This window comes from Kitasatospora sp. NPDC052868 (assembly GCF_044547105.1).
Classification (GTDB): domain Bacteria; phylum Actinomycetota; class Actinomycetes; order Streptomycetales; family Streptomycetaceae; genus Kitasatospora.
Genome location: NZ_JBITZW010000006.1, coordinates 306996 through 325305 on the forward strand (window position 1 = coordinate 306996; position 18310 = coordinate 325305).

Genomic DNA, 18310 nt, shown 5'->3' on the forward strand with positions numbered 1-18310 from the left:
CACCTCGGGTGCGGTTGCGGCGGTTCCGCGGGGCGCACTCGGGCGCCCCGCACCCAACATTCGATTCTCCGGCACGCCGGAGGCAAAAGCCAGTTCGAGCACGATTGCTGGTGCAGTGCATAAACCATGATCATCGGATCGCCGTCAGGACTGTAGGTTCCTCCAAGCGATCGGCTTTTCGCCCCCGCCACCCCTGCTCCCGTAGCATTCACGCGGTAACGGCGGTGGCAACAGGGAAGCGGCAAACAGGCATGACGGCGGGCGTGGACATCCAGCAGGACCCCATCACGGACAGCGCGAACAGCACGGACGGAGACGGCGCCGAGACCGCCGAGGAGATCGACTTCGGCCCGGGGCTCGACCCGGAGCGGCTGAAGCTCTGCCTCGACGTGATCGCCGAACTGGACGAACTGCACGTCGACCACCCGGACGCGATCACCGTCCGCCAGGCCGTCGGCGGCATATTCCGCACCCTCAAGCAGCGCCGCCGCCAGGAGACCCGGGCCCGCAAGACCGCCAACGACCGCGAGGTCACCGCCCGGACGGCGACCGGCGCCCCGACCCGGATCGACGACGAGACGGCCGGCGCCTTCGGCCTGACCACCGTCACCACCACCGAGATCGCCGGGATCCTGGAGCGGCCGCGCTCCTGCTACACCTGCAAGCAGCGGTACGTCGAGGTGGACGCGTTCTACCACAACCTCTGCCAGACCTGCGCCGTGAAGAACCGCGCCCGCCGCGACGCGCGGGCCGACCTCACCGGCAAGCGCGCGCTGCTCACCGGCGGCCGGGCCAAGATCGGCATGTACATCGCGCTGATGCTGCTGCGCGACGGCGCCCACACCACCATCACCACCCGGTTCCCCAACGACGCGATCCGCCGCTTCACCGCGATGCCGGACAGCGCCGAGTGGCTGCACCGGCTGAAGATCATCGGGATCGACCTGCGCGACCCGGCCCAGGTCCTGGCGCTGGCCGACGAGGTCGCCGCCGACGGCCCGCTGGACATCCTGATCAACAACGCCGCGCAGACCGTACGGCGCCCGCCGGAGTCCTACCGCGAGCTGGTCAACGCCGAGTCCGCGCCGCTGCCGGCCGGCGAGCTCCCGCAGTCCACCACCATCGGCCGCTTCGGCAGCGGCAGCGTGGACCTGCCCGCCCTCCCCGCCCAGGCGAGCGGCGGCGGCGAGCGGATCTCCGCCGAGGACGTCACCTCCCTCGCCCTGGTCACCGGCTCCGCCACCCCCGCCCGGATCGAGGCCGGCACCGCGATCGACGCGGGCGGCCTGGTGCCCGACCTCGCCCCCACCAACAGCTGGGTGCAGACCGTCAACGAGGTCGGCCCGGTGGAGCTGCTGGAGGTCCAGCTCTGCAACTCCACCGCGCCGTTCATCCTGATCAGCCGGCTGCGCCCGGCGATGGCGGCCGCCGCCTCCCGCCGCAAGTACGTGGTCAACGTCTCCGCGATGGAGGGCGTGTTCCAGCGCGGCTACAAGGGCGCCGGCCACCCGCACACCAACATGGCCAAGGCCGCGCTGAACATGCTCACCCGCACCAGCGCGCAGGAGATGTTCGAGACCGACGGCATCCTGATGACCGCCGTCGACACCGGCTGGATCACCGACGAGCGCCCGCACCCGGACAAGATGCGCCTGGCCGACGAGGGCTTCCACGCCCCGCTCGACCTGGTCGACGGCGCGGCCCGGGTGTACGACCCGATCGTGCGCGGCGAGCAGGGCGAGGACCTGTACGGCTGCTTCCTGAAGGACTTCGACCGCGCCGCCTGGTAACCCCTGCGAGGAGGAACCGAGTTGACCACCGCACCGCTGCTCGGCGCCGGCGTCATCGTCCCCACCGGGGACGGCCGGGTGCTGCTCGGCCGCCGGACCACCGCCGGCGAGCCGCCGACCTGGAGCCTGCCGGGCGGCAAGGTGGACGACCCGGGCGAGTCCTTCGAAGAGGCCGCCGCCCGGGAGCTGGCCGAGGAGACCGGCATCGTGCTGCCGGCCGGGCGGATGCGGGTGCTGGCGGTGCTCCTCGACCACGAGCTGGGACGCCCCCGGCTGACCGCGGCCGTGCTCGCCCCGCCGAGCCTGGCCGCGGCCGAGGTCACCGAGCCGCACGCGTGCGCGGGCTGGGAGCGGTTCCCGCTCGACGCGCTGCCCGGGCCGATGTTCTACCCGTCCGCGCTGGTCCTCGGCAGCTGGCTGCCGGACCTCGCCGACGTCCGGCGCGCCGGGACGTACGCCTACCCCGTCACCCGCGGTGCGCGGGTGACGGGGTAGGGCGCGCAGCCGGTCAGCCGTTGCGGGCCGCCTCCGGGCCGGTGATCCGCCTCAGCAGCGGCAGCGTCGAGGCGATGATGCCCAGCGAGGCCGCCAGGCCGAGCGCCACCAGGACGAAGTACACCGCGCCCGGCGACACCAGGTCGTACCTCATCTGCGACTTGAGGAACATCGCGGACGCCGCGAAACCGGTTCCGATCGCGATCGCCGCCACCACCACCAGCGGCAGCGCGCTCTCCAGCCCGATCACCCGCTGCAGCAGGCGCAGCGGCGCGCCCGTCAGCCGCAGCATCGCGAACGGCCGCTTGCGGTCGGACAGGCCCGCGACCACGCTCACCGCCAGGCTGCAGCCGGCGATCGGCAGGGTGGTCAGCAGCACCACGTTCGCCAGCTGCCGCCAGCCGGCCAGCTGCTTCTGCTGGCTGGAGCCCCAGTCGCCGACCGTCCTGGACCGGTACTGCGGGTAGGCCTTGGTGAGCGCGGTGCGGACCTGCTCCTTGGCCGCGGCGGAGCCGTCGGTGGTCACGTAGACGTTGCGCACCGGCAGCCGGGCCGCCTCCTCGGCGGAGACCGGTGCGGCCGTCCACTCCTTCGAGGCGTTGGAGCGCACGTCCAGGAAGGCCCACGGCGGGACGCCGACGACGCTCGCACCCGCCGGGCAGTAACCGGCCACCGGGGTCTGGGCGAGGTCGGTGCAGAGCACCAGGCTGGGGGCGAACCCGGGGCGCTCGCCCGGCTCGGCGCCGATGGCCTGCGGGTTGTCGTGGCCCACGGCGAGGCCCCGGAACCCGGGCACCGCACGGAGCTCCGCCAGGAGCCGGTCCGGCAGCGCGTCCGTCATCGGCGCTTCGTCGACGAGGGCGCCGTGCGAGACCACGGCCCTGGTCTCCGGGCCCCCGCTGAGCGAGCCCCGGTTCTCGTTGATGGTGCCGATGATGCAGACCGTCGCCGTGGTGACGAAGAGGGCGAGGACGAGGCCGGCGACGGAGCGGAAGCCCGCCTTCGGGTCGTCGGCGAGGCGCCGGACGGCGATCAGCGTGGCCGGGCGGCTGGTGCGCCGGGCGACGCCCCGGGCGGCGGCCATGGTGAGCCAGGGGCCCGCGACCACCAGACCGAGCATGACCGTCAGGAAGCCGGTCAGATAGGCGGCCGTCTGCCCGTCGGTGCTGTCGGGGCGCCGGTTGACGAAGAAGGCGAGCTCGGCGAGGCCGGCCAGCAGCGGGGCCAGCCGCCAGAGGCCCGGCGGCTTCGGGGTGACCCGGCGGGTGACGCCCAGCGGCGAGATGGCGACCCGCCGCAGCGCCAGCCGGGCGGCGACCGCGGCCGCCACCGGGACGCCCAGCGCCGTGGCCGCCGCCTGGAGCGGAGTGAGCGTCAGGTCCTCGGCGAAGAACCGGTCGCCGGTGAACGGGATGGTCGCCACCAGCGGGCGCATCAGCAGGAAGAGGCCGAAGCCGACGACCGCGCCGGCCGCCGCGGCCACGGTGGACTCCACCGCCGAGATCGCCGAGACCTGCCGCGGCGTGGCACCGACCAGCCGCATCGCGGCGTAGCGCTGCTCGCGGGTGGCGGTGGAGAGCCTGGTCGCGGTGCCGATGAAGATGACCACGGGGAAGATCAGCGCGCCGGCCACCACGGAGAGGATCAGCGTCATGGCGTCGCCGCGGGTGCCCAGCCCGGGGCAGTCGTTGTCGCAGGAGGGCGGGAGCGCGGTGGCGATGGTGGTGACCTTGCTCGCCCCGGATATGTGCTCGATCTCCGCGGGCGTCCGCCCCTCGATCACGTACAGCGAGTCCGGGGAGGGCAGTGCCTCGTCGCCGAGGACTCCGGCCATCCGGCCGGGGAAGCGGTCGCCCAGCTCCACGGACGGGGTCGTGCGCAGCAGTTCGGCCAGCGCGGGCGAGGCGTAGTACTCGCCGGGCGCGGGAAGTCCGGTGAGGCCCGGCGGGACGGGCGCGGTCGGCCCGGTCGCGGCCACGTCGACCCGGAAGATCTCCTTGCCGTCGTAGTAGTCGCCGTGGTCCCACCACCAGAGCGGGTCCACCGGGGCCGTCTCGGTGCGGCTGGCCGCCCCGGTGTTGGTCCACAGCACCCGTTCGTTGGCCTTGCCGACGGCGTTGATACTGGCCAGCGTGGACAGCAGCAGGCCGACTCCGATCGCCACGGCGGCGGCGATGACGACCAGCCGGGCCACGGCCTCCCTCCCGCCGCTGACGGCCAGGCGCAGTGCGAAGCGGATCACGAGGCGACCCGCTCCGCCGCGCGGCCCGCAGCCGGGAGCGCGGTGGCCCTGCCGTCCCGGACGATCGCCTCGCGGTCCGCGTAGGAGGCGACCCGGGGCTCGTGGGTGACCAGGATGACGGTGGTGCCCTGCTCGCGGGCGGCGCCGACCATCAGCTCCATCACCTGCTCGCCGGTGAGCGAGTCCAGCGCGCCCGTCGGCTCGTCGGCGAACAGCACCTGGGGCCGCGCCACCAGGCCGCGGGCGAGTGCGACGCGCTGCGCCTGACCGCCCGACAGCTCGCCGGAGCGGCGCCGCTCCATGCCGTCCAGGCCGAGCCGGGCGAACCAGGGCCGGGCCTCGGCCAATGCGGCCGCCCGCCGGGTGCCGCTCAGCAGCAGCGGCAGGGCGACGTTCTCCTCGGCGGTCAACTCGGGGACGAGCTGGCCGAACTGGAAGACGAAGCCGAACCGGTCGCGGCGCAGGGCGCTGCGCTGGGCCTCGGCCATGGTGTCGATCCGCTGCCCGTTGAAGTGGACCTCACCGGAGTCGGGGGTGAGGATGCCGGCGAGGCAGTGCAGCAGCGTGGACTTGCCGGAGCCGCTGGGGCCCATGATGGCGAGCACCTCGCCGGCGTCGACCGCCAGGCCGGCGCCGCGCAGGGCCGGGGTCTCGCCGAAGGCGAGCGTGATGTCGCGGGCCTCGATCAGCGGCGTCATGACCGCACCGCCTCGGCGAGCGCGTCCAGGCGGGCGGTGGTCAGGTCGATCCAGCGCAAGTCGGCCTCCAGGTGGAACAGTCCGTGGTCGGCGAGCAGCGCGTCGACCAGGGCGCCCTTGCGGCGCAGGTCGGTCAGTTCGCGCATCCGCGCCATGTGGGCGGCCCGCTGGGTGTCGAGGTACACCTCGGCGTCGCGGCCGAGCATCAGGGCCAGCACGACCTTGGTGAACAGCACCGTCTGCAGGTTGGGTTCGGGCGATACGGGCTCGGTGAGCCAGTGCTCGAACTCCGTCACTCCGGCCTCGGTGATCACGTAGCGCTTGCGCTCCGGTCCGTCGCCGGGCTCGGCCTCACCGGGGACGACCTTGCCGTCCCGGGCCAGCCGGCCGAGCGTGGCGTAGACCTGGCCGTAGGGCAGGGGCTTGCCCCGGCCGAAGAAGGCGTCGTAGTCGCGCTTGAGGTCGTAGCCATGGCTCGGCTCTCGCTCCAGCAGCCCCAGAAGGGTCAAAGGAACACTCATGAGATGACCATACATCAGATGTATACCTCGAGTGTATAGCTGGCGAGAATAGCCCTCCGACCTGTGGTGATCAGTGATTGCCGGGGTTTCCGGGTCGGCCCGTGACGGCCCCGCCCCGGCCCGGGACAGGCGGGAGCCGGAGGCGGCCCCATGTCCGCCCCCGGCTCCCGCACCACGGGCCGGCAGGCCCCCACAGCAGGCCGGCCCCTGCCGCGCCCCCGGCACAAAGGACGCGATCGGGACCAGCCTGCCCTCCCGCCCCCTCCCCCGCCGAGGGCCGAACGTCCCGGTACCGCACGACCCGCCCCGGCGGCGCCGGTCGGGCGGCCCTTGTGCCCGGGTGGGGAGCAGAGGGAGATTGGGACCAAGGCCCAACCGGCGGCACCGCCCCGGGCGCTGAACACCCGTGAGGAGGAAGCGCCTTGCCCCGCACACCCCGCCCGTCCCGCACACTTCGCCAGCCCCGACCCGCCTCGCCGCTCCGCCGGGCCGCCCGGCAGCTCCGGCGGACCGTCGGCTCCCGCCGCGATCCCCTGGTCCGGCCGGTGGACCGGGCCCGCGGCCGGGCCCTGCTCGCCGCGGCGCTGGGCCTGCTGCTCGCGCTGCTCCTCGCCGCGGGCGCCGCGCTGCTCGCCCACCGGCTCACCGCCCGGCACGCCACGGCCGACCGGGCGCGGCTGCACCAGGTGGAGGCCGTGCTCCTCGCCGACCCGCGCGACCCCGCCGCGGGCGGCCGCCGCGCGGGCGGGTACGGGAACCAGGCCGACGCCGAGGCCGCCTGGACCTCCCCCGACGGGCAGGCCCGCACCGGCACCCTCACGGTGCCCCCGTCCGCCCGGACCGGGTCCACCGTCACCGCCTGGGTGGACGGGGCCGGCGCGCCCGCCGACGCTCCGGCCACGGCGACCGGACTGGTCGTCGACGCCGTCTGCACCGGCCTGTTCGCCTTCGGCGGCCTCACCGGCCTGGTGGTCGGCGGCCTGGCCCTGCGGCTGCGGGTGCTCAACCGGCGGGCGGACCAGGAGTGGCAGCGCTCCTGGGCCAGGTTGGAGCCCGGCTGGAGCGGCCGCACCAGCCGCCACCCGGGGCCGGGCGGCCCGCCGGAGTAGTGGCACCGCCGCCCGGGGTGTCGACGGGCCGTCGACCGCAACGACCTCAACGACCGCACCTACCCGCAGGAGACCGCACGTGTTCCACACCGAGCGACTGACCGCCCGGCTCTGGGAGGATTCCGACGAGCAGCGCGCCTATGAGATCTACTCCCGGTGGGAGGTCATGCGCTGGCTCGGCGCCCGACCGCGGGCGCTGGAGTCCCCCGCCGAGGTGCCCGCCATGATCGCGCGCTGGCGGGAGCGGTCCGCCGACCCCCGCTACGGGGTGTGGGCGCTGGAGCGGCGCGACAACGGCGTGGTCGTGGGCTCCGTCCTGCTCGTCCCGCTGCCCGACGGCGACGGCCGCACCGAGGACGGCCGGGTCGAGGTCGGCTGGCACCTGCACCCGGACTCCTGGGGCCACGGCTTCGCCACCGAGGCCGCCCGCGGCGCGCTCGCCAAGGGCTTCGCGGACGGCCTCACCGGCATCCACGCCGTCCTGCGCCCGGACAACGGGCCCTCGGCCGCGGTCTGTCGTCGCCTGGACATGGCCCCGCTCGGGCGCACCGACCGCTGGTACGGCGTCGAGCTGGACGTCTTCCTGGCCACCCGCCCCTGACCGGTCCAAACCCCAGCCCCCCAACCCCCAGCCCAAGGCTCAGCCACCCGGGCCCCGGGCTCAGGCCCCGGACTCAGGCCCCCGGCGGCCGGGTCCAGGCGGGGTCGGGGGCGCCCGGGCGGGCGGCGCAGGCGCGACGGGTGAACACGGCGACCGCGGCCACCAGGGCGAGTGCCACCACCAGCGCGCTGGTCACGCTCACGTGCAGCACGAGCAGGGCGCCGAGCAGCGCACCGGTGAACATCGAGGCCGCCGAGGCGATCCGCCGGACGCCCGCCCGGTCGGCGGCCAGGGCCGTCAGGGTCATGGTGAGCACGGTGGTGGTCAGGTCGGGCACCCGGAGGTCGCGCACGACGGCGTTCTGCAGGCCCACCGCGAAGGCCAGCAGGGCGATCAGGGTGTGGCGGACCGGGGTGGCACCGTGCCCGGCCACGCCCTCCAGTACAACGGCGGCCGCCACCAGCCCCGCCTGGACCGCCATCGCGGCGACCAGAGTCCGGCCCCGGTGGGCGGGCCGGCGTTCGCAGAAGCGCCCGCCGGCGAGGGCGCCCGCCAGGAAGGCGGCCAGCGCGGTGAGCGAGGAGGTCGCGGACAGGCCCGCCGCGCCGGCCAGCGCGAAGCCCAGGAAGATGACGTTCCCGGTCATGTTGGCGACGAACACGTGGCCGAGCGCGAGGAAGCTGACCGCGTCCACCATGCCGGTGCCGAGGGTGAGCAGCAACAGCATCGGCACCAGCGGGCCGTGGCGCTCGGGCGCCACCATCCACCGCACCCCGGCCGACCACCTGCGCTCCACCACGCGTCCTCCCGTCGTGCGCCCCCGGGGATCCCCGGCACCCCGTTCTACGCTCCGCGGGCCGGGCGGGGCGAGCGCCGCCCGGGCGCGTCGCGTCCGTCCAGCGGACGCCGGTGCGGGCCGTGCCGGTCCGGGAGGGTGCCGGTGCGGGCCGTGCCGGTCCGGGAGGGTGCCGGTGCGGGCCGTGCCGGTCCGGGAGGGTGCCGACCGTGCCGGGGAGGAGGGTGCGCAGCCTCCGCGAGGTCGGTGGATCGCGGAGGCCGCCGCAGGTCAGAACGCCAGCGCGGGCCGGTGGTGGTCCAGCCAGAGGCCGAGGTCGACCACCCGTTCCAGGCGCAGCCGGTGGCCCCATTGCAGCTGGTCGGCCGGGGTGTCGAGGGCGGCCTTGATGACGGTCTCGTCGGCGATGTCGCGGACGTGCGGTGCGTCCAGCGCTTCGCGGGCGAGCTGCTGCAGGCCGCTGTTGTAGTCGGCGTGGTGGGTCGCCGGGTAGTGGTTCTTGGGGCGCCAGAGCACCGACTCGGGGGCCAGGCCCTGGCCGGTGGCCCGCAGCAGGCTCTTCTCCCGGCCGTCGTAACTCTTCATCGCCCACGGGGCGTTGAAAGCGTACTCGACGAGCCGGTGGTCGCAGTAGGGCACCCGCACCTCCAGGCCCTGGGCCATCGACAGGCGGTCCTTGCGGTGCAGCAGCTGGCGCAGCCAGCGGGTCAGCGAGAGGTGCTGCATCTCGCGCTGCCGGTGCTCGACGGGGCTCTCGTCGTCCAGGTGGGGGACGGCGGCGAGCGCGCTGCGGTAGGTGTCGGCGCGGAACTCGCCGATCCGCAGGTGGGCGGCGAGGTCCGGGTTGATCGGCATGGCGGCCTGGTCGCCGGTGACCAGCAGCCACGGGAAGGCCTGCGCGGCAAGCGCCTTGGGGTTGTGGAACCACGGGTAGCCGCCGAACACCTCGTCCGCGGCCTCACCGGAGAGGGCCACGGTGGAGTGCTTGCGGATCTCGCCGAACAGCAGGTAGAGCGAGGTGTCCATGTCGCCGACGCCGATCGGCGAGTCGCGTGAGACGACGACGGCCCGGCGGTGCTCGATGTCGAGCAGGGCGCGCGGGTCGAGGACGACGGTGGAGTGGTCGCTGCCGATGAAGGCCCCGGCCTCGGCGGCGAACGGGGTGTCGTGGCCGGTGCGCAGCACGTCGCCGGTGAACTCCTCGGCCTGGTCGCTGTAGTCGATGGCGTAGGAGCGCAGCCGGGCCTCCGGGCCCTCGGAGAGCCGGAGTTCGTCGGCGACCAGGGCGGTGACGACGGTGGAGTCCAGGCCGCCGGAGAGCAGGCTGCAGAGCGGGACGTCGGCCTCCAGCTGGGCCCGGGCGGCGCGGTTGACCAACGAGCGGACCCGCTCGACGGTGGTGTCCAGGTCGTCGGTGTGCGGGCGGGCCTGGAGCTCCCAGTAGCGGCGCTCGCGGACGCCGCCGCGGTCGAGGACGACCAGGGCGCCGGGGTGGACCTCGCGCACGCCGGCCCAGACGGTGGGTCCGGTGTTGAAGAGCAGGCTGTAGGCCTCGCGCAGCCCGTCGGCGTCCACGGTCGGGGTCAGGCCGGGGTGCGCGAAGAGCGCCTTGGGCTCGGAGCCGAAGACCAGTCCGCCGTCGACCTCGGCCCAGAACAGCGGTTTGACGCCGAGTCGGTCGCGGACCAGCAGCAGCCGTTCGGCGCGCTCGTCCCAGATCGCGAAGGCGTACATCCCCTCCAGCCGGTCGACCAGCGCCTCGCCCCACTCCTGGTAGGCGCGCAGCACCACCTCGGTGTCGCTGCGGGTCGCGAACCGGTGCCCCTTGGCCTTGAGTTCGGCGCGCAGCCGGTGGTGGTTGTAGACCTCGCCGCTGTAGGTCAGCACCACCGCGGGGTTGTCCCGGACGTCGGCCATGGGCTGGGCGCCGCCGTCGAGGTCGATGACGGACAGCCGCCGGTGGCCGAGGGCGGCGTGCGGGCCGAGCCAGACCCCTCCGGCGTCGGGCCCCCGCAGGGCCATGGTGGCGGTCATCGCCTCGATGACGGGGGCGCTTTGGCGGACGTCCTGGTGGAAGGACACCCAGCCGGTGATTCCGCACATGTGCGTGCACTCCTTGTTGCGGCGGGTCGGACCGTAGGGGGAACCGGCGGGGCACACGGGTCGGTGTCCGCGGGTCCGGGTGGTCCGGCCGGCGCCGCCGCCCGGAGGTGCCCGTTCCACCAGTCGGGCGGCGGCCGCCCGGGGTTCCAGGCGTTCGGACGGTTTCCCGGCCTTCGCCCTCCTGTACGGACCGAGTCCACAGCGGGGAAGGCCCTCCGCCGACCTCCGCGCCGACGAATTCCGCCCCTCGATCCGGAACCGGGGCTGACTAGTCGCCGTCCTGCATATATAGTCACCCGACATATGCAGTCCGCCTGACCGAAGGCCGGACCACAGAACTGAGGGGGAAGTGTGTCCTACACCGATCCGACCGGCCGTCCCGGGCGTACCAGCAACACCGTCCTGCACCTCGACAACGTCACCCGGGTCCACGGCCAGGGCGCGTCCGAGGTGCAGGCCCTGCGCGGCGTCGATCTCCGGGTGCACCCGGGCGAGTTCGTCGCCGTGATGGGCCCGTCCGGGTCCGGCAAGTCCACCCTGCTGACGCTGGCCGGCGGCCTGGACACCCCGAGCACCGGCCAGGTCCTGGTCGAGGGCACCGCCCTCGGCGGGCTGAGCCGCCGGAAGCTGGCCGCGGTCCGCTGCCGCTCGATCGGCTACGTCTTCCAGGACTACAACCTGATCCCGGCGCTGACCGCCGCCGAGAACATCACGCTGCCCCGCGAACTCGACGGCGCCTCCGGCCGCTCCGTCCGCCGCGAGGCCCTGGCCGCCCTGAAGGAGCTCGGCATCCCGGAGCTCGCCGACCGGTTCCCCGACGACATGTCCGGCGGCCAGCAGCAGCGCGTCGCCATCGCCCGCGCCCTGATCGGCGAGCGCCGCCTGCTGCTGGCCGACGAGCCCACCGGCGCCCTCGACTCCGCCACCGGCGAGGCCGTCCTCGGCGTCCTGCGCGCCCGCTGCAACGCCGGCGCCGCCGCCGTGATGGTCACCCACGAGGCGGCCCACGCCGCCTGGGCCGACCGCGTGGTCTACCTGCGCGACGGCCGGATCGTGGACGAGAGCATGAACGTCTCCCCCGGCGGGCTCGCCCAGCTCGGCGGCTACGGGCAGGCGGGGGTGGCCCTGTGAAGCTGAGTGCCATCAGGGTCGCCCTGCGCATCGCCCGCCGCGACGCCCTGCGCGCCAAGGGCCGCAGCGCCCTCGTCGTCGCCATGGTCGCGCTGCCCGTCCTCGGCGTCGCCGGAGCGGACATCGTCCACCGCAGCGGCCAACTCACCCCCACCGAACGGGTCGAACGGCTGATGGGCGGATCCGACGCCCTGATCAGCGGCTTCTCACTCGGCCGGACGATCGAGCAGGCGCCGTTCGCCGAGGACGGCACCCTCGTCACCCAGGTCGTGCAGGGCAGGCCCGCCACCCCCGAGGAGAGCAGGAGCGCGAGCACCGACCCCGCCACCCTGGTGACCGGGTTGCTGCCGCCGGGCAGCACGCTGATCTCCTCCCGGCCGGGACCGGAGGCGAGCGCGGGCTCCCGCGAGGGCCTGCTCCGCACCACCACGACCGAGGCCGACCTGACCAACCCGGTCTGGAAGGGCCGGCTCGACCTCGTCGACGGGCGCGTCCCCAGCGCCCCGCACGAGGCGGCCGTCACCCGCGCCTTCCTCGACCGGTCCGGGCTCGGACTCGGCGGCTCCACCGCGATCAAGGGCCTGGAGAAGACCCCCTTCACCATCACCGGTGTGATCGAGCACCCCGACGACCTGCGGAAGGTCGAGATCGTCGGACGCCCCGGCGAGCTGATCGACCCGCTCGCCGCGAGCGACGCCGCCGCCAAGGCCGCGCCCGCCGAGGCCGCGCCGGCCAAGCAGGCCTGGCTGGTCAAGCTCCCGGCCGGCGCCGCGATCGACTGGGCCAAGGTCCAGGAGTTCAACAAGTACGGCTACACCGTCACCTCGCGCGCCGTCGCCCTCGACCCGCCCGCGCGGCCGGCCGTCCCCTATTACGCGCACGCCTTCAGCTACGCCGAGGCGTCCGTCCCGGACACCACCAGGCTCGCGGCGGGCACCGTCACGGGCATGGCGCTGCTGGAGGTCACGCTGCTGGCCGGCCCCGCCTTCGCGGTCGGCGCCCGGCGCTCGCGCCGACAGCTCGCCCTGCTCGGCGCCGCCGGCGGCAACCGCGCCCATGTCGGCGCGGTGGTGCTCGGCGCCGGCCTCGTCCTCGGCCTGACCGGCGCCCTCGCGGGTGTCGTCCTCAGCACCGGTCTGGTCGCGCTGCTGCGGCCGTGGATCGAGCGGGCCGGCGGCAGCCGCTTCGGCCACTTCGCCGTGCCGCCGGTCGACCTGCTGGCCATCGCGGGCATCGGCCTGCTCACCGCCCTGCTGGCCGCCGCGCTGCCCGCGGTGCAGGCGGCCCGGCGCAGCGTCACCGCGGGCCTCACCGGCCGCGACTCCGTCCGCCCGCCGAACCGCTGGATCACCCTGATCGGCCTGCTGATGCTGCTCGGCGGCGCCGCGCTCGCCCTGTTCGGCGCCGTCACCCGGACGGGTGTGCCGGGCCCCCCGGTGGTCGCCGGATTCGACGCCCGCACCCTCGCGGTGCTGGGCGGCGCCGCCACCGCCGAACTCGGCCTGCTCGCCTGCACCCCGTTGCTGGTCTCGCTCTTCGGGCGGCTCGCCCGCCACCTCCCGATCAGCCCCCGGCTCGCCCTGCGCGACTCGACCCGCCACCGCTCCCGGACCGCCCCCGCCGTCGCGGCGGTGATGGCCGCCGTGGCCGGCTCCGTGGCCGTCGGCCTCTACACCAGCGGCATGGACGCCGAGGGCCGCAACAGCTACCACCCGCAGACCCCGAACGGCGCCGTCACCCTCCGGGTGGTGGGCGACTCCCCCGCGCTGCCGCAGTTGCGCAGCACGATGGAGCAGGAGATGCCGGGCCTCGGCGTGCGCGCCGACCTCTACCAGCCCGTGTACCGGTTCTGCGGCAACTGCTCCAGCACGGTCAACCTCAAGGGCGACCCGGTGAAGCAGCGGTGGGTGGACCCGGGGAGCCTGGTCGTCGGCGACGCCACCGTGCTGCACAACCAGTTCGGCGTGCAGGATCAGGCCGTCGAGCAGGCGCTCGCCGCAGGCAAGGTGGTCGTGTTCGACCGCGCGTACCTGCACGAGGGCAAGGCCGTGCTCATCCTGCGCGGCGGCGGCGGGGCGACCCAGCCCGGCGAGACCCCCAAGCCCGAGCTCCAGGAGGTCGGGGTGGAGGCGGTGCTGGTCGAGAACGCGTCGGCCGCGCGGTTCGGCTCCGGCCTGGTGGGCGCGGCGACCGTCCGCAAGGCCGGGCTCACCCCCGAGGCCACCGGCTCGGTCTGGCTGCCCGCCACGCCGCCGGACGACCGGACGCAGCAGCGCGCCGATGCCGCGGTGTCCCGGCTGGACCGGCTCGCCCAGGTGGAGGTGGAGCGCGGCTACCAGCCGAAGAACGACGCGATGACCCTCGCGCTGACCGGCTTCGCCGCCCTGGTGGTGCTCGGCGCCGCCGGCATCGCGACCGGTCTGGCGGCCGCCGACTCCCGGCAGGACCAGGCGACGCTGGCCGCGGTCGGCGCCCCGCCCCGGATCCGCCGCACCCTGGCCGCCCTGCAGTGCGCGCTGATCGCCTTCCTCGGAGGTGTGCTCGGCACGGTCAGCGGGTTCGTCCCGGCCCTGGGCCTGTTGCGGTCGAGGACCCTCAACCTGGACATGCGCTCGGCCCTGGCGGCCGCGCCCTGGGGGACGATCGGGCTGATGATGCTGGCCCTGCCGGTCGTCGCCGGGCTGGCGGCGGCGGCGCTGACCCGCTCGCGGGTGTCGCTGGTGCGCCGCCCCTCCTAGACCGGCTCCTTCTGAAACCGGCTCCTTCCGAGACCGGTTCCTCCTGAGACCGGCCTCTTCTGAGACCGGCCCGGCCGTCGGGCCGTCAGACCGCGCCGCCTCCGCAGCCCTCGTGCTGCGGGGGCGGCGCAGCCGTGTCCGGCGGCGGTCGCAGGCGGTGCGGAACGGTGGCCGGGACAGAATCGGGACAGTCTGACGATCATCTGATGATCGGGGGCGAAGTAGCGTGCTGTCACCGCCCACTGAGGTCACGTCAACCCACCGGAGAAGGCCATGTGTCCCCGCCGCACCGTACGTACGGTCCGCCGGTCGGGCCGCGCTCTCCCGGTCGCCGCGGAGGTCTCCGCCCCCTGAACCACGGTGGCCCGGTAGGGGCCGTGCCGCCGGGGGGCGGCACGGCCCGCCGGGCCACCGTGTCGACCGCCCCCGGGCCTCCTCTCCCCGACCTCCACCGCCGGGTCGGAGCGCTCAGCACGGGCAGAGAAGCCTGCCGAAATCCGGGCGGACAATACTGGGCTCACCCCGATACGGCACGGCTCCTGGGCGTCGGTCGGCGTCGGACACCCGGATCCGCTCTGCCCGGGGATCCGCTCCACGCAGGGTCCGCTCCACGCAAGGTCCGCTCGACGCAGGGTCCGCCCGACCGGAGGAGGCCGCTCCGGCACCGGCGGACCGACACGCTGAAGCGGATGTCGGCGGTCCGGTTGGGCCGGGAAAAAGTTTTTCGCGACCATGTCGAGAACGGCGCATCGGCGCCGACGAAGAAGTAGAGGGGCGCCGCGGGGCGTCTCACGTCGCAAGGAGCGGAACCATGAAGTACCTGATCATGATGTACCCGAACGCCGAGGTCCTGGCCGCGCTGTCCGAGGACGAGCGCAACGCCGTCTTCCAGGGGCACGGCCCGTTCATGGAGAAGATCAAGGAGACCGGCGAGTTCGTCGGGACCCTGGCCCTGGCCGGCCACGATCAGAGCGCCGTGGTGCGTGTTCGCGGCGGCGTGCCCGCGGTGACGGACGGCCCGTACGCCGAGGCCAAGGAGTACGTGGGCGGCGCCTACATCATCGAGGCCGCGGATCTGGAGCGCGCCCACGCGATCGCCGCGATGATCCCGGACGCCGCGGTCGAGGGCCTGGGCATCGAGGTCCGGCCGATCGTTTTCAGCGAGGGTGCGTCCGCCTGACCGGTTGCCCGGGGGCCGCGAGGCCCCCGGGCACCCTTTTTTCCCCTTCCCAATCCGTGCGCCCTTCATCGAGAGGACTGACACATGGACGAACACATCGAGGTTCCGGAGCTGCTCCGCGACAAGGTCGTCGTCGTGTCGGGTGTGGGCGCCGGACTCGGCCGGACACTCGCCGTGCGGTGCGCCCAGGCCGGCGCCGACGTGGTGCTCGCGGCGCGCACGTCCTCCTACCTGGACGAGGTGGCCAAGGCCGTCGAGGAGACCGGGCGCCGCGCGCTGGCGGTCCCCACCGACATCACCGATCAGGCTGCCGCCGAGGCGCTCGTCGCCGCAGCCCTCGCCGAGTTCGGCCGGGTCGACACCCTGATCAACAACGCCCTGGTGGAGCCGCCACACACGGAGCTCGCCGTCACCGAGATGGAGGACATCCGCCTCGGTATGGAGGTGACCGTCTACGCGGCGCTGCGGCTGTCGAAGCTGTTCACCCCGGCGCTACGCGACAGCGGCGGCTCGATCGTCATGGTCAACTCCTCCGTCCTGCGGCACTCCAAGCGCGCCTGCGGCGCGTACAAGATCGCCAAGTCGGGGCTGCTCGCGGCGGCCCAGATCCTCGCCACCGAGCTGGGCCCGGAGGGGATCCGGGTGAACACCGTGGCGCCGGGACCGATGTGGACGGACAAGGTGAAGGACTTCATCGGGGAGCTCGCCCAGATGCGCGGCCTCACGCTGGAGGAGGGCTACGCGGAGGTGTCCGCCGAGATGGACCTGCGCCGCCTGCAGACCCCCGAGGAGACCGCCGACGTGGTGATCTTCCTCGCCTCGCACCTGGCGCGCGCCGTCACGGGCCACTGCTTCGACGTCAACTGCGGCGAGTACCACCACTGAGCACCCACCGAGCACCCACCGAGCACCACTGAGCACCGCCGGCCTTCGCTCCGCCGCCACGGCCGCGCCCCGCGCGCGGGCCGTGCCGGACGGCGCGGGCTACGGACCTGACACCGGCTGCCGACCCGATCGGCAGCCGGTGTTCCGTTTTCGGGGCGGCGACGCCTTGGCACCATGCCGCGGTGCCCGTGCCGGGAGCGCCCACGCGAGGGCCGTCCGACGGGCCCGGGACCCGTCCGAGCGGCGCGGCGGCCCACGCGAAGAGGTTTCGCGAAAAAAGTTCCGCGAACCGGCGCAAGAATCGGCCCGCTGCTTCGACAACGTAGTGAGCGACATTCCGAAATGAGCGAAAGGACGGCCATGTCCGTCACTACAGCGGAGACAGACCTCCCGCGCACGAATGCGAGGCCGTGGCTGGCACTCGCGATCCTCGCACTGCCGACACTGCTGGTCGCGCTCGACTCGAACGTCCTGTTCCTGGCGCTGCCCCGGCTCACCGCCGAGCTCGGCGCCAGCAACGTCCAGCAGCTGTGGGTCACCGACGCCTACGCCTTCATGGTGGCCGGCCTGGTCATCACCATGGGCACGGTCGGAGACCGGATCGGGCGACGCCGGCTCCTCATGGCGGGCATGGCGGTGTTCGCGCTGGCCTCGGTGGCCTGCGCCTGGGCGACCAGCCCGCTCATGCTGATCGTGGCGCGCGGCGTGCAGGGCATCGCGGGCGCGACGCTGATGCCCTCCACCCTCGCCCTGATCACCAACATCTTCCGCGACGACAGGCAGCGCGGAAAGGCCATCTCGATCTGGGCCACCTGCACCTTCACGGGTGCCGCGCTCGGGCCCGTGCTCGGCGGCGTGCTGCTGGTGCCGTTCTGGTGGGGCGCGGTGTTCCTGCTGGCCATCCCGGTCGCGGCGGTGGTCCTGATCGCCGGGCCCATGGTGCTCCCGGAGTTCCGCCCCGAGCAGGCGCGGCGCCTGGACCTCGTCAGCGTCGTGCTCTCCCTCCTCGCGATCCTGCCGGTGGTGTACGCGATCAAGGTGCTCTCGCTGGGCAACGGGAGTGTCCTGTCCGGTCTGGTGCCGCTGGCCGTGGGCCTGCTGTTCGGCATCTTCTTCGTGCGCCGGCAGCTCCGGGGTGACGACCCGCTGCTCGACGTGCGGCTCTTCGCGAACAGCTCCTTCACGCTCATCCTGACCGCCCTGGCGCTGGCCGGGATGATCCTGGCGGGCACCGCCCTGAACGTCACCCAGCTGCTGCAGACGGTGCTCGGCTACTCGCCGCTGGCCTCGGCCATGTGGTTCGTCCCGATGGGGCTCTGCATGGCGGTGGGGACGATGTCCACGCCGGCCCTGACCCGGTCGGTCCAGCCGCGGACCGCGATCATCGGCGGCATGCTCCTCTCCGCGATCGGCGCGGCCGTGCTGATCGTGGTGAACGGCGACCACGGCGCCTGGCCGATCGTCCTCGGCACCGCGGTGATCGGCCTGGGCGCCGGTCCGATGTTCGCGCTCGGCATCGGGCTGGTGGTGGGGTCGGTGCCGCCGGAGCGCGCGGGTTCGGCCGCGTCGATGGCCGAGACCGCGAACTACCTCGGCGGTGCGCTCGGTCTGGCCGTCCTCGGCACGATCGGCTCCGCGGTCTACAGCAGCCAGATGGACGGGGTCGGCTCCGACCGCGCCCAGGAGACCGTCGCCGGCGCCGCCGACGAGGCCTCGCAGCTCGGCTCTGACGCCGCCGCGGCGCTGCTGAAGACGGCGCACGCGGCGTTCGTGAGCGGGCTGAACACCGTCGCGGCCGTCTCCGCCGGGGTCTTCGTCGTGCTGGCGCTCCTGGCGGGGGTCTACTTCCAGCGGGCGAGCCGCACCAGCGGCGACTGACCCTGCGCAACCGGTACGAGGAGGCCGGGGGGGGGCCCGCGGGGGGCCCCCCCGCCCCCCCCCGGCGGGGGGGGGGGGGCCGCCCCCGGGGGCCCCCGGCCGGGCGGCGGCGCCCGGCCCCCCCCGCGGGCGCGGGACCCCGG

The 18310-nt window shown here is 74.2% G+C and carries 14 protein-coding genes; 9 read left to right on the top strand and 5 right to left on the bottom strand.

What is annotated here, in order from left to right:
- Positions 1 to 338 precede the first annotated feature (338 nt).
- Both ACIGZJ_RS13605 and ACIGZJ_RS13610 read left to right on the top strand, forming a co-directional pair.
- Positions 339 to 1790, top strand: coding sequence for an SDR family NAD(P)-dependent oxidoreductase (locus tag ACIGZJ_RS13605; protein ID WP_396457387.1), 1452 nt, complete (start codon positions 339 to 341; stop codon positions 1788 to 1790).
- Between the two features lie 21 nt (positions 1791 to 1811).
- Positions 1812 to 2285, top strand: a complete 474-nt coding sequence (locus ACIGZJ_RS13610; protein WP_396457335.1) for an NUDIX hydrolase — start codon at positions 1812 to 1814, stop codon at positions 2283 to 2285.
- A gap of 13 nt (positions 2286 to 2298) precedes the next feature.
- Here ACIGZJ_RS13610 and ACIGZJ_RS13615 read toward each other — a convergent pair whose 3' ends face one another.
- The 3 genes from ACIGZJ_RS13615 to ACIGZJ_RS13625 are packed head-to-tail and all read right to left on the bottom strand — an operon-like array spanning position 2299 to position 5746.
- Positions 2299 to 4527, bottom strand: coding sequence for an FtsX-like permease family protein (locus ACIGZJ_RS13615; RefSeq protein ID WP_396457336.1), 2229 nt, complete (start codon positions 4525 to 4527; stop codon positions 2299 to 2301).
- A complete protein-coding gene (locus ACIGZJ_RS13620; RefSeq protein WP_396457337.1) occupies positions 4524 to 5225 on the bottom strand; it encodes an ABC transporter ATP-binding protein in 702 nt (233 codons plus the stop codon). Before ACIGZJ_RS13620 ends, ACIGZJ_RS13615 begins: the two co-directional genes overlap by 4 nt.
- On the bottom strand, positions 5222 to 5746 hold the full coding sequence (locus tag ACIGZJ_RS13625; RefSeq protein ID WP_396457338.1) for a PadR family transcriptional regulator: 525 nt from the start codon (positions 5744 to 5746) through the stop codon (positions 5222 to 5224). The genes ACIGZJ_RS13620 and ACIGZJ_RS13625 overlap by 4 nt, the downstream gene beginning before the upstream one ends.
- Positions 5747 to 6168: 422 nt before the next feature.
- Here ACIGZJ_RS13625 and ACIGZJ_RS13630 point away from each other — a divergent pair, with 422 nt between their 5' ends.
- Entirely contained in the window at positions 6169 to 6855 is a 687-nt protein-coding gene (locus ACIGZJ_RS13630) for a hypothetical protein (protein ID WP_396457339.1), read from the top strand.
- 79 nt (positions 6856 to 6934) lie between these two features.
- Positions 6935 to 7456, top strand: a complete 522-nt coding sequence (locus ACIGZJ_RS13635) for a GNAT family N-acetyltransferase (protein WP_396457340.1) — start codon at positions 6935 to 6937, stop codon at positions 7454 to 7456.
- 73 nt (positions 7457 to 7529) lie between these two features.
- On the opposite strand, the gene ACIGZJ_RS13640 is transcribed toward ACIGZJ_RS13635, so the two are convergent.
- The gene (locus tag ACIGZJ_RS13640) at positions 7530 to 8219 is read right to left on the bottom strand and encodes a DUF1275 family protein (protein WP_396457388.1); all 690 of its coding nucleotides are present in this window, start codon (positions 8217 to 8219) and stop codon (positions 7530 to 7532) included.
- A gap of 303 nt (positions 8220 to 8522) precedes the next feature.
- Positions 8523 to 10355 (bottom strand): asparagine synthase (glutamine-hydrolyzing), encoded by a 1833-nt coding sequence (gene asnB / locus ACIGZJ_RS13645; protein WP_396457341.1) that lies wholly within the window; start codon positions 10353 to 10355, stop codon positions 8523 to 8525.
- A 351-nt stretch (positions 10356 to 10706) separates the two neighbouring features.
- On the opposite strand from asnB, the gene ACIGZJ_RS13650 reads away from it, so the two are divergent.
- The 5 genes from ACIGZJ_RS13650 to ACIGZJ_RS13670 all read left to right on the top strand — a co-directional run bounded on the left by ACIGZJ_RS13650 (position 10707) and on the right by ACIGZJ_RS13670 (position 18167).
- Positions 10707 to 11486: an ABC transporter ATP-binding protein gene (locus ACIGZJ_RS13650; RefSeq protein WP_392934347.1), complete on the top strand. Its 780-nt coding sequence runs from the start codon at positions 10707 to 10709 to the stop codon at positions 11484 to 11486.
- Complete coding sequence (locus ACIGZJ_RS13655; RefSeq protein WP_396457342.1) at positions 11483 to 14224, top strand: FtsX-like permease family protein; 2742 nt, start codon at positions 11483 to 11485, stop codon at positions 14222 to 14224. Before ACIGZJ_RS13650 ends, ACIGZJ_RS13655 begins: the two co-directional genes overlap by 4 nt.
- An 811-nt stretch (positions 14225 to 15035) precedes the next feature.
- On the top strand, positions 15036 to 15404 hold the full coding sequence (locus tag ACIGZJ_RS13660) for a YciI family protein (protein ID WP_396457343.1): 369 nt from the start codon (positions 15036 to 15038) through the stop codon (positions 15402 to 15404).
- Positions 15405 to 15488: 84 nt separating this feature from the next.
- A complete protein-coding gene (locus ACIGZJ_RS13665) occupies positions 15489 to 16289 on the top strand; it encodes an SDR family oxidoreductase (RefSeq protein WP_396457344.1) in 801 nt (266 codons plus the stop codon).
- Positions 16290 to 16649: 360 nt separating this feature from the next.
- Positions 16650 to 18167 carry an MFS transporter gene (locus tag ACIGZJ_RS13670; protein WP_396457345.1) on the top strand — a complete coding sequence of 506 codons (1518 nt, stop codon included), beginning with the start codon at positions 16650 to 16652 and terminating at the stop codon, positions 18165 to 18167.
- Positions 18168 to 18310 lie beyond the last annotated feature (143 nt).

Coding starts and splice junctions, on each gene's coding strand:
- ACIGZJ_RS13660 (WP_396457343.1), top strand. CDS start 15,036: ATGAAGTACCTGATCATGATGTACCCGAACGCCGAGGTCCTGGCCGCG.
- ACIGZJ_RS13665 (WP_396457344.1), top strand. CDS start 15,489: ATGGACGAACACATCGAGGTTCCGGAGCTGCTCCGCGACAAGGTCGTC.
- ACIGZJ_RS13620 (WP_396457337.1), bottom strand. CDS start 5,225: ATGACGCCGCTGATCGAGGCCCGCGACATCACGCTCGCCTTCGGCGAG.
- ACIGZJ_RS13625 (WP_396457338.1), bottom strand. CDS start 5,746: ATGAGTGTTCCTTTGACCCTTCTGGGGCTGCTGGAGCGAGAGCCGAGC.
- asnB (WP_396457341.1), bottom strand. CDS start 10,355: ATGTGCGGAATCACCGGCTGGGTGTCCTTCCACCAGGACGTCCGCCAA.
- ACIGZJ_RS13670 (WP_396457345.1), top strand. CDS start 16,650: ATGTCCGTCACTACAGCGGAGACAGACCTCCCGCGCACGAATGCGAGG.
- ACIGZJ_RS13640 (WP_396457388.1), bottom strand. CDS start 8,219: ATGGTGGCGCCCGAGCGCCACGGCCCGCTGGTGCCGATGCTGTTGCTG.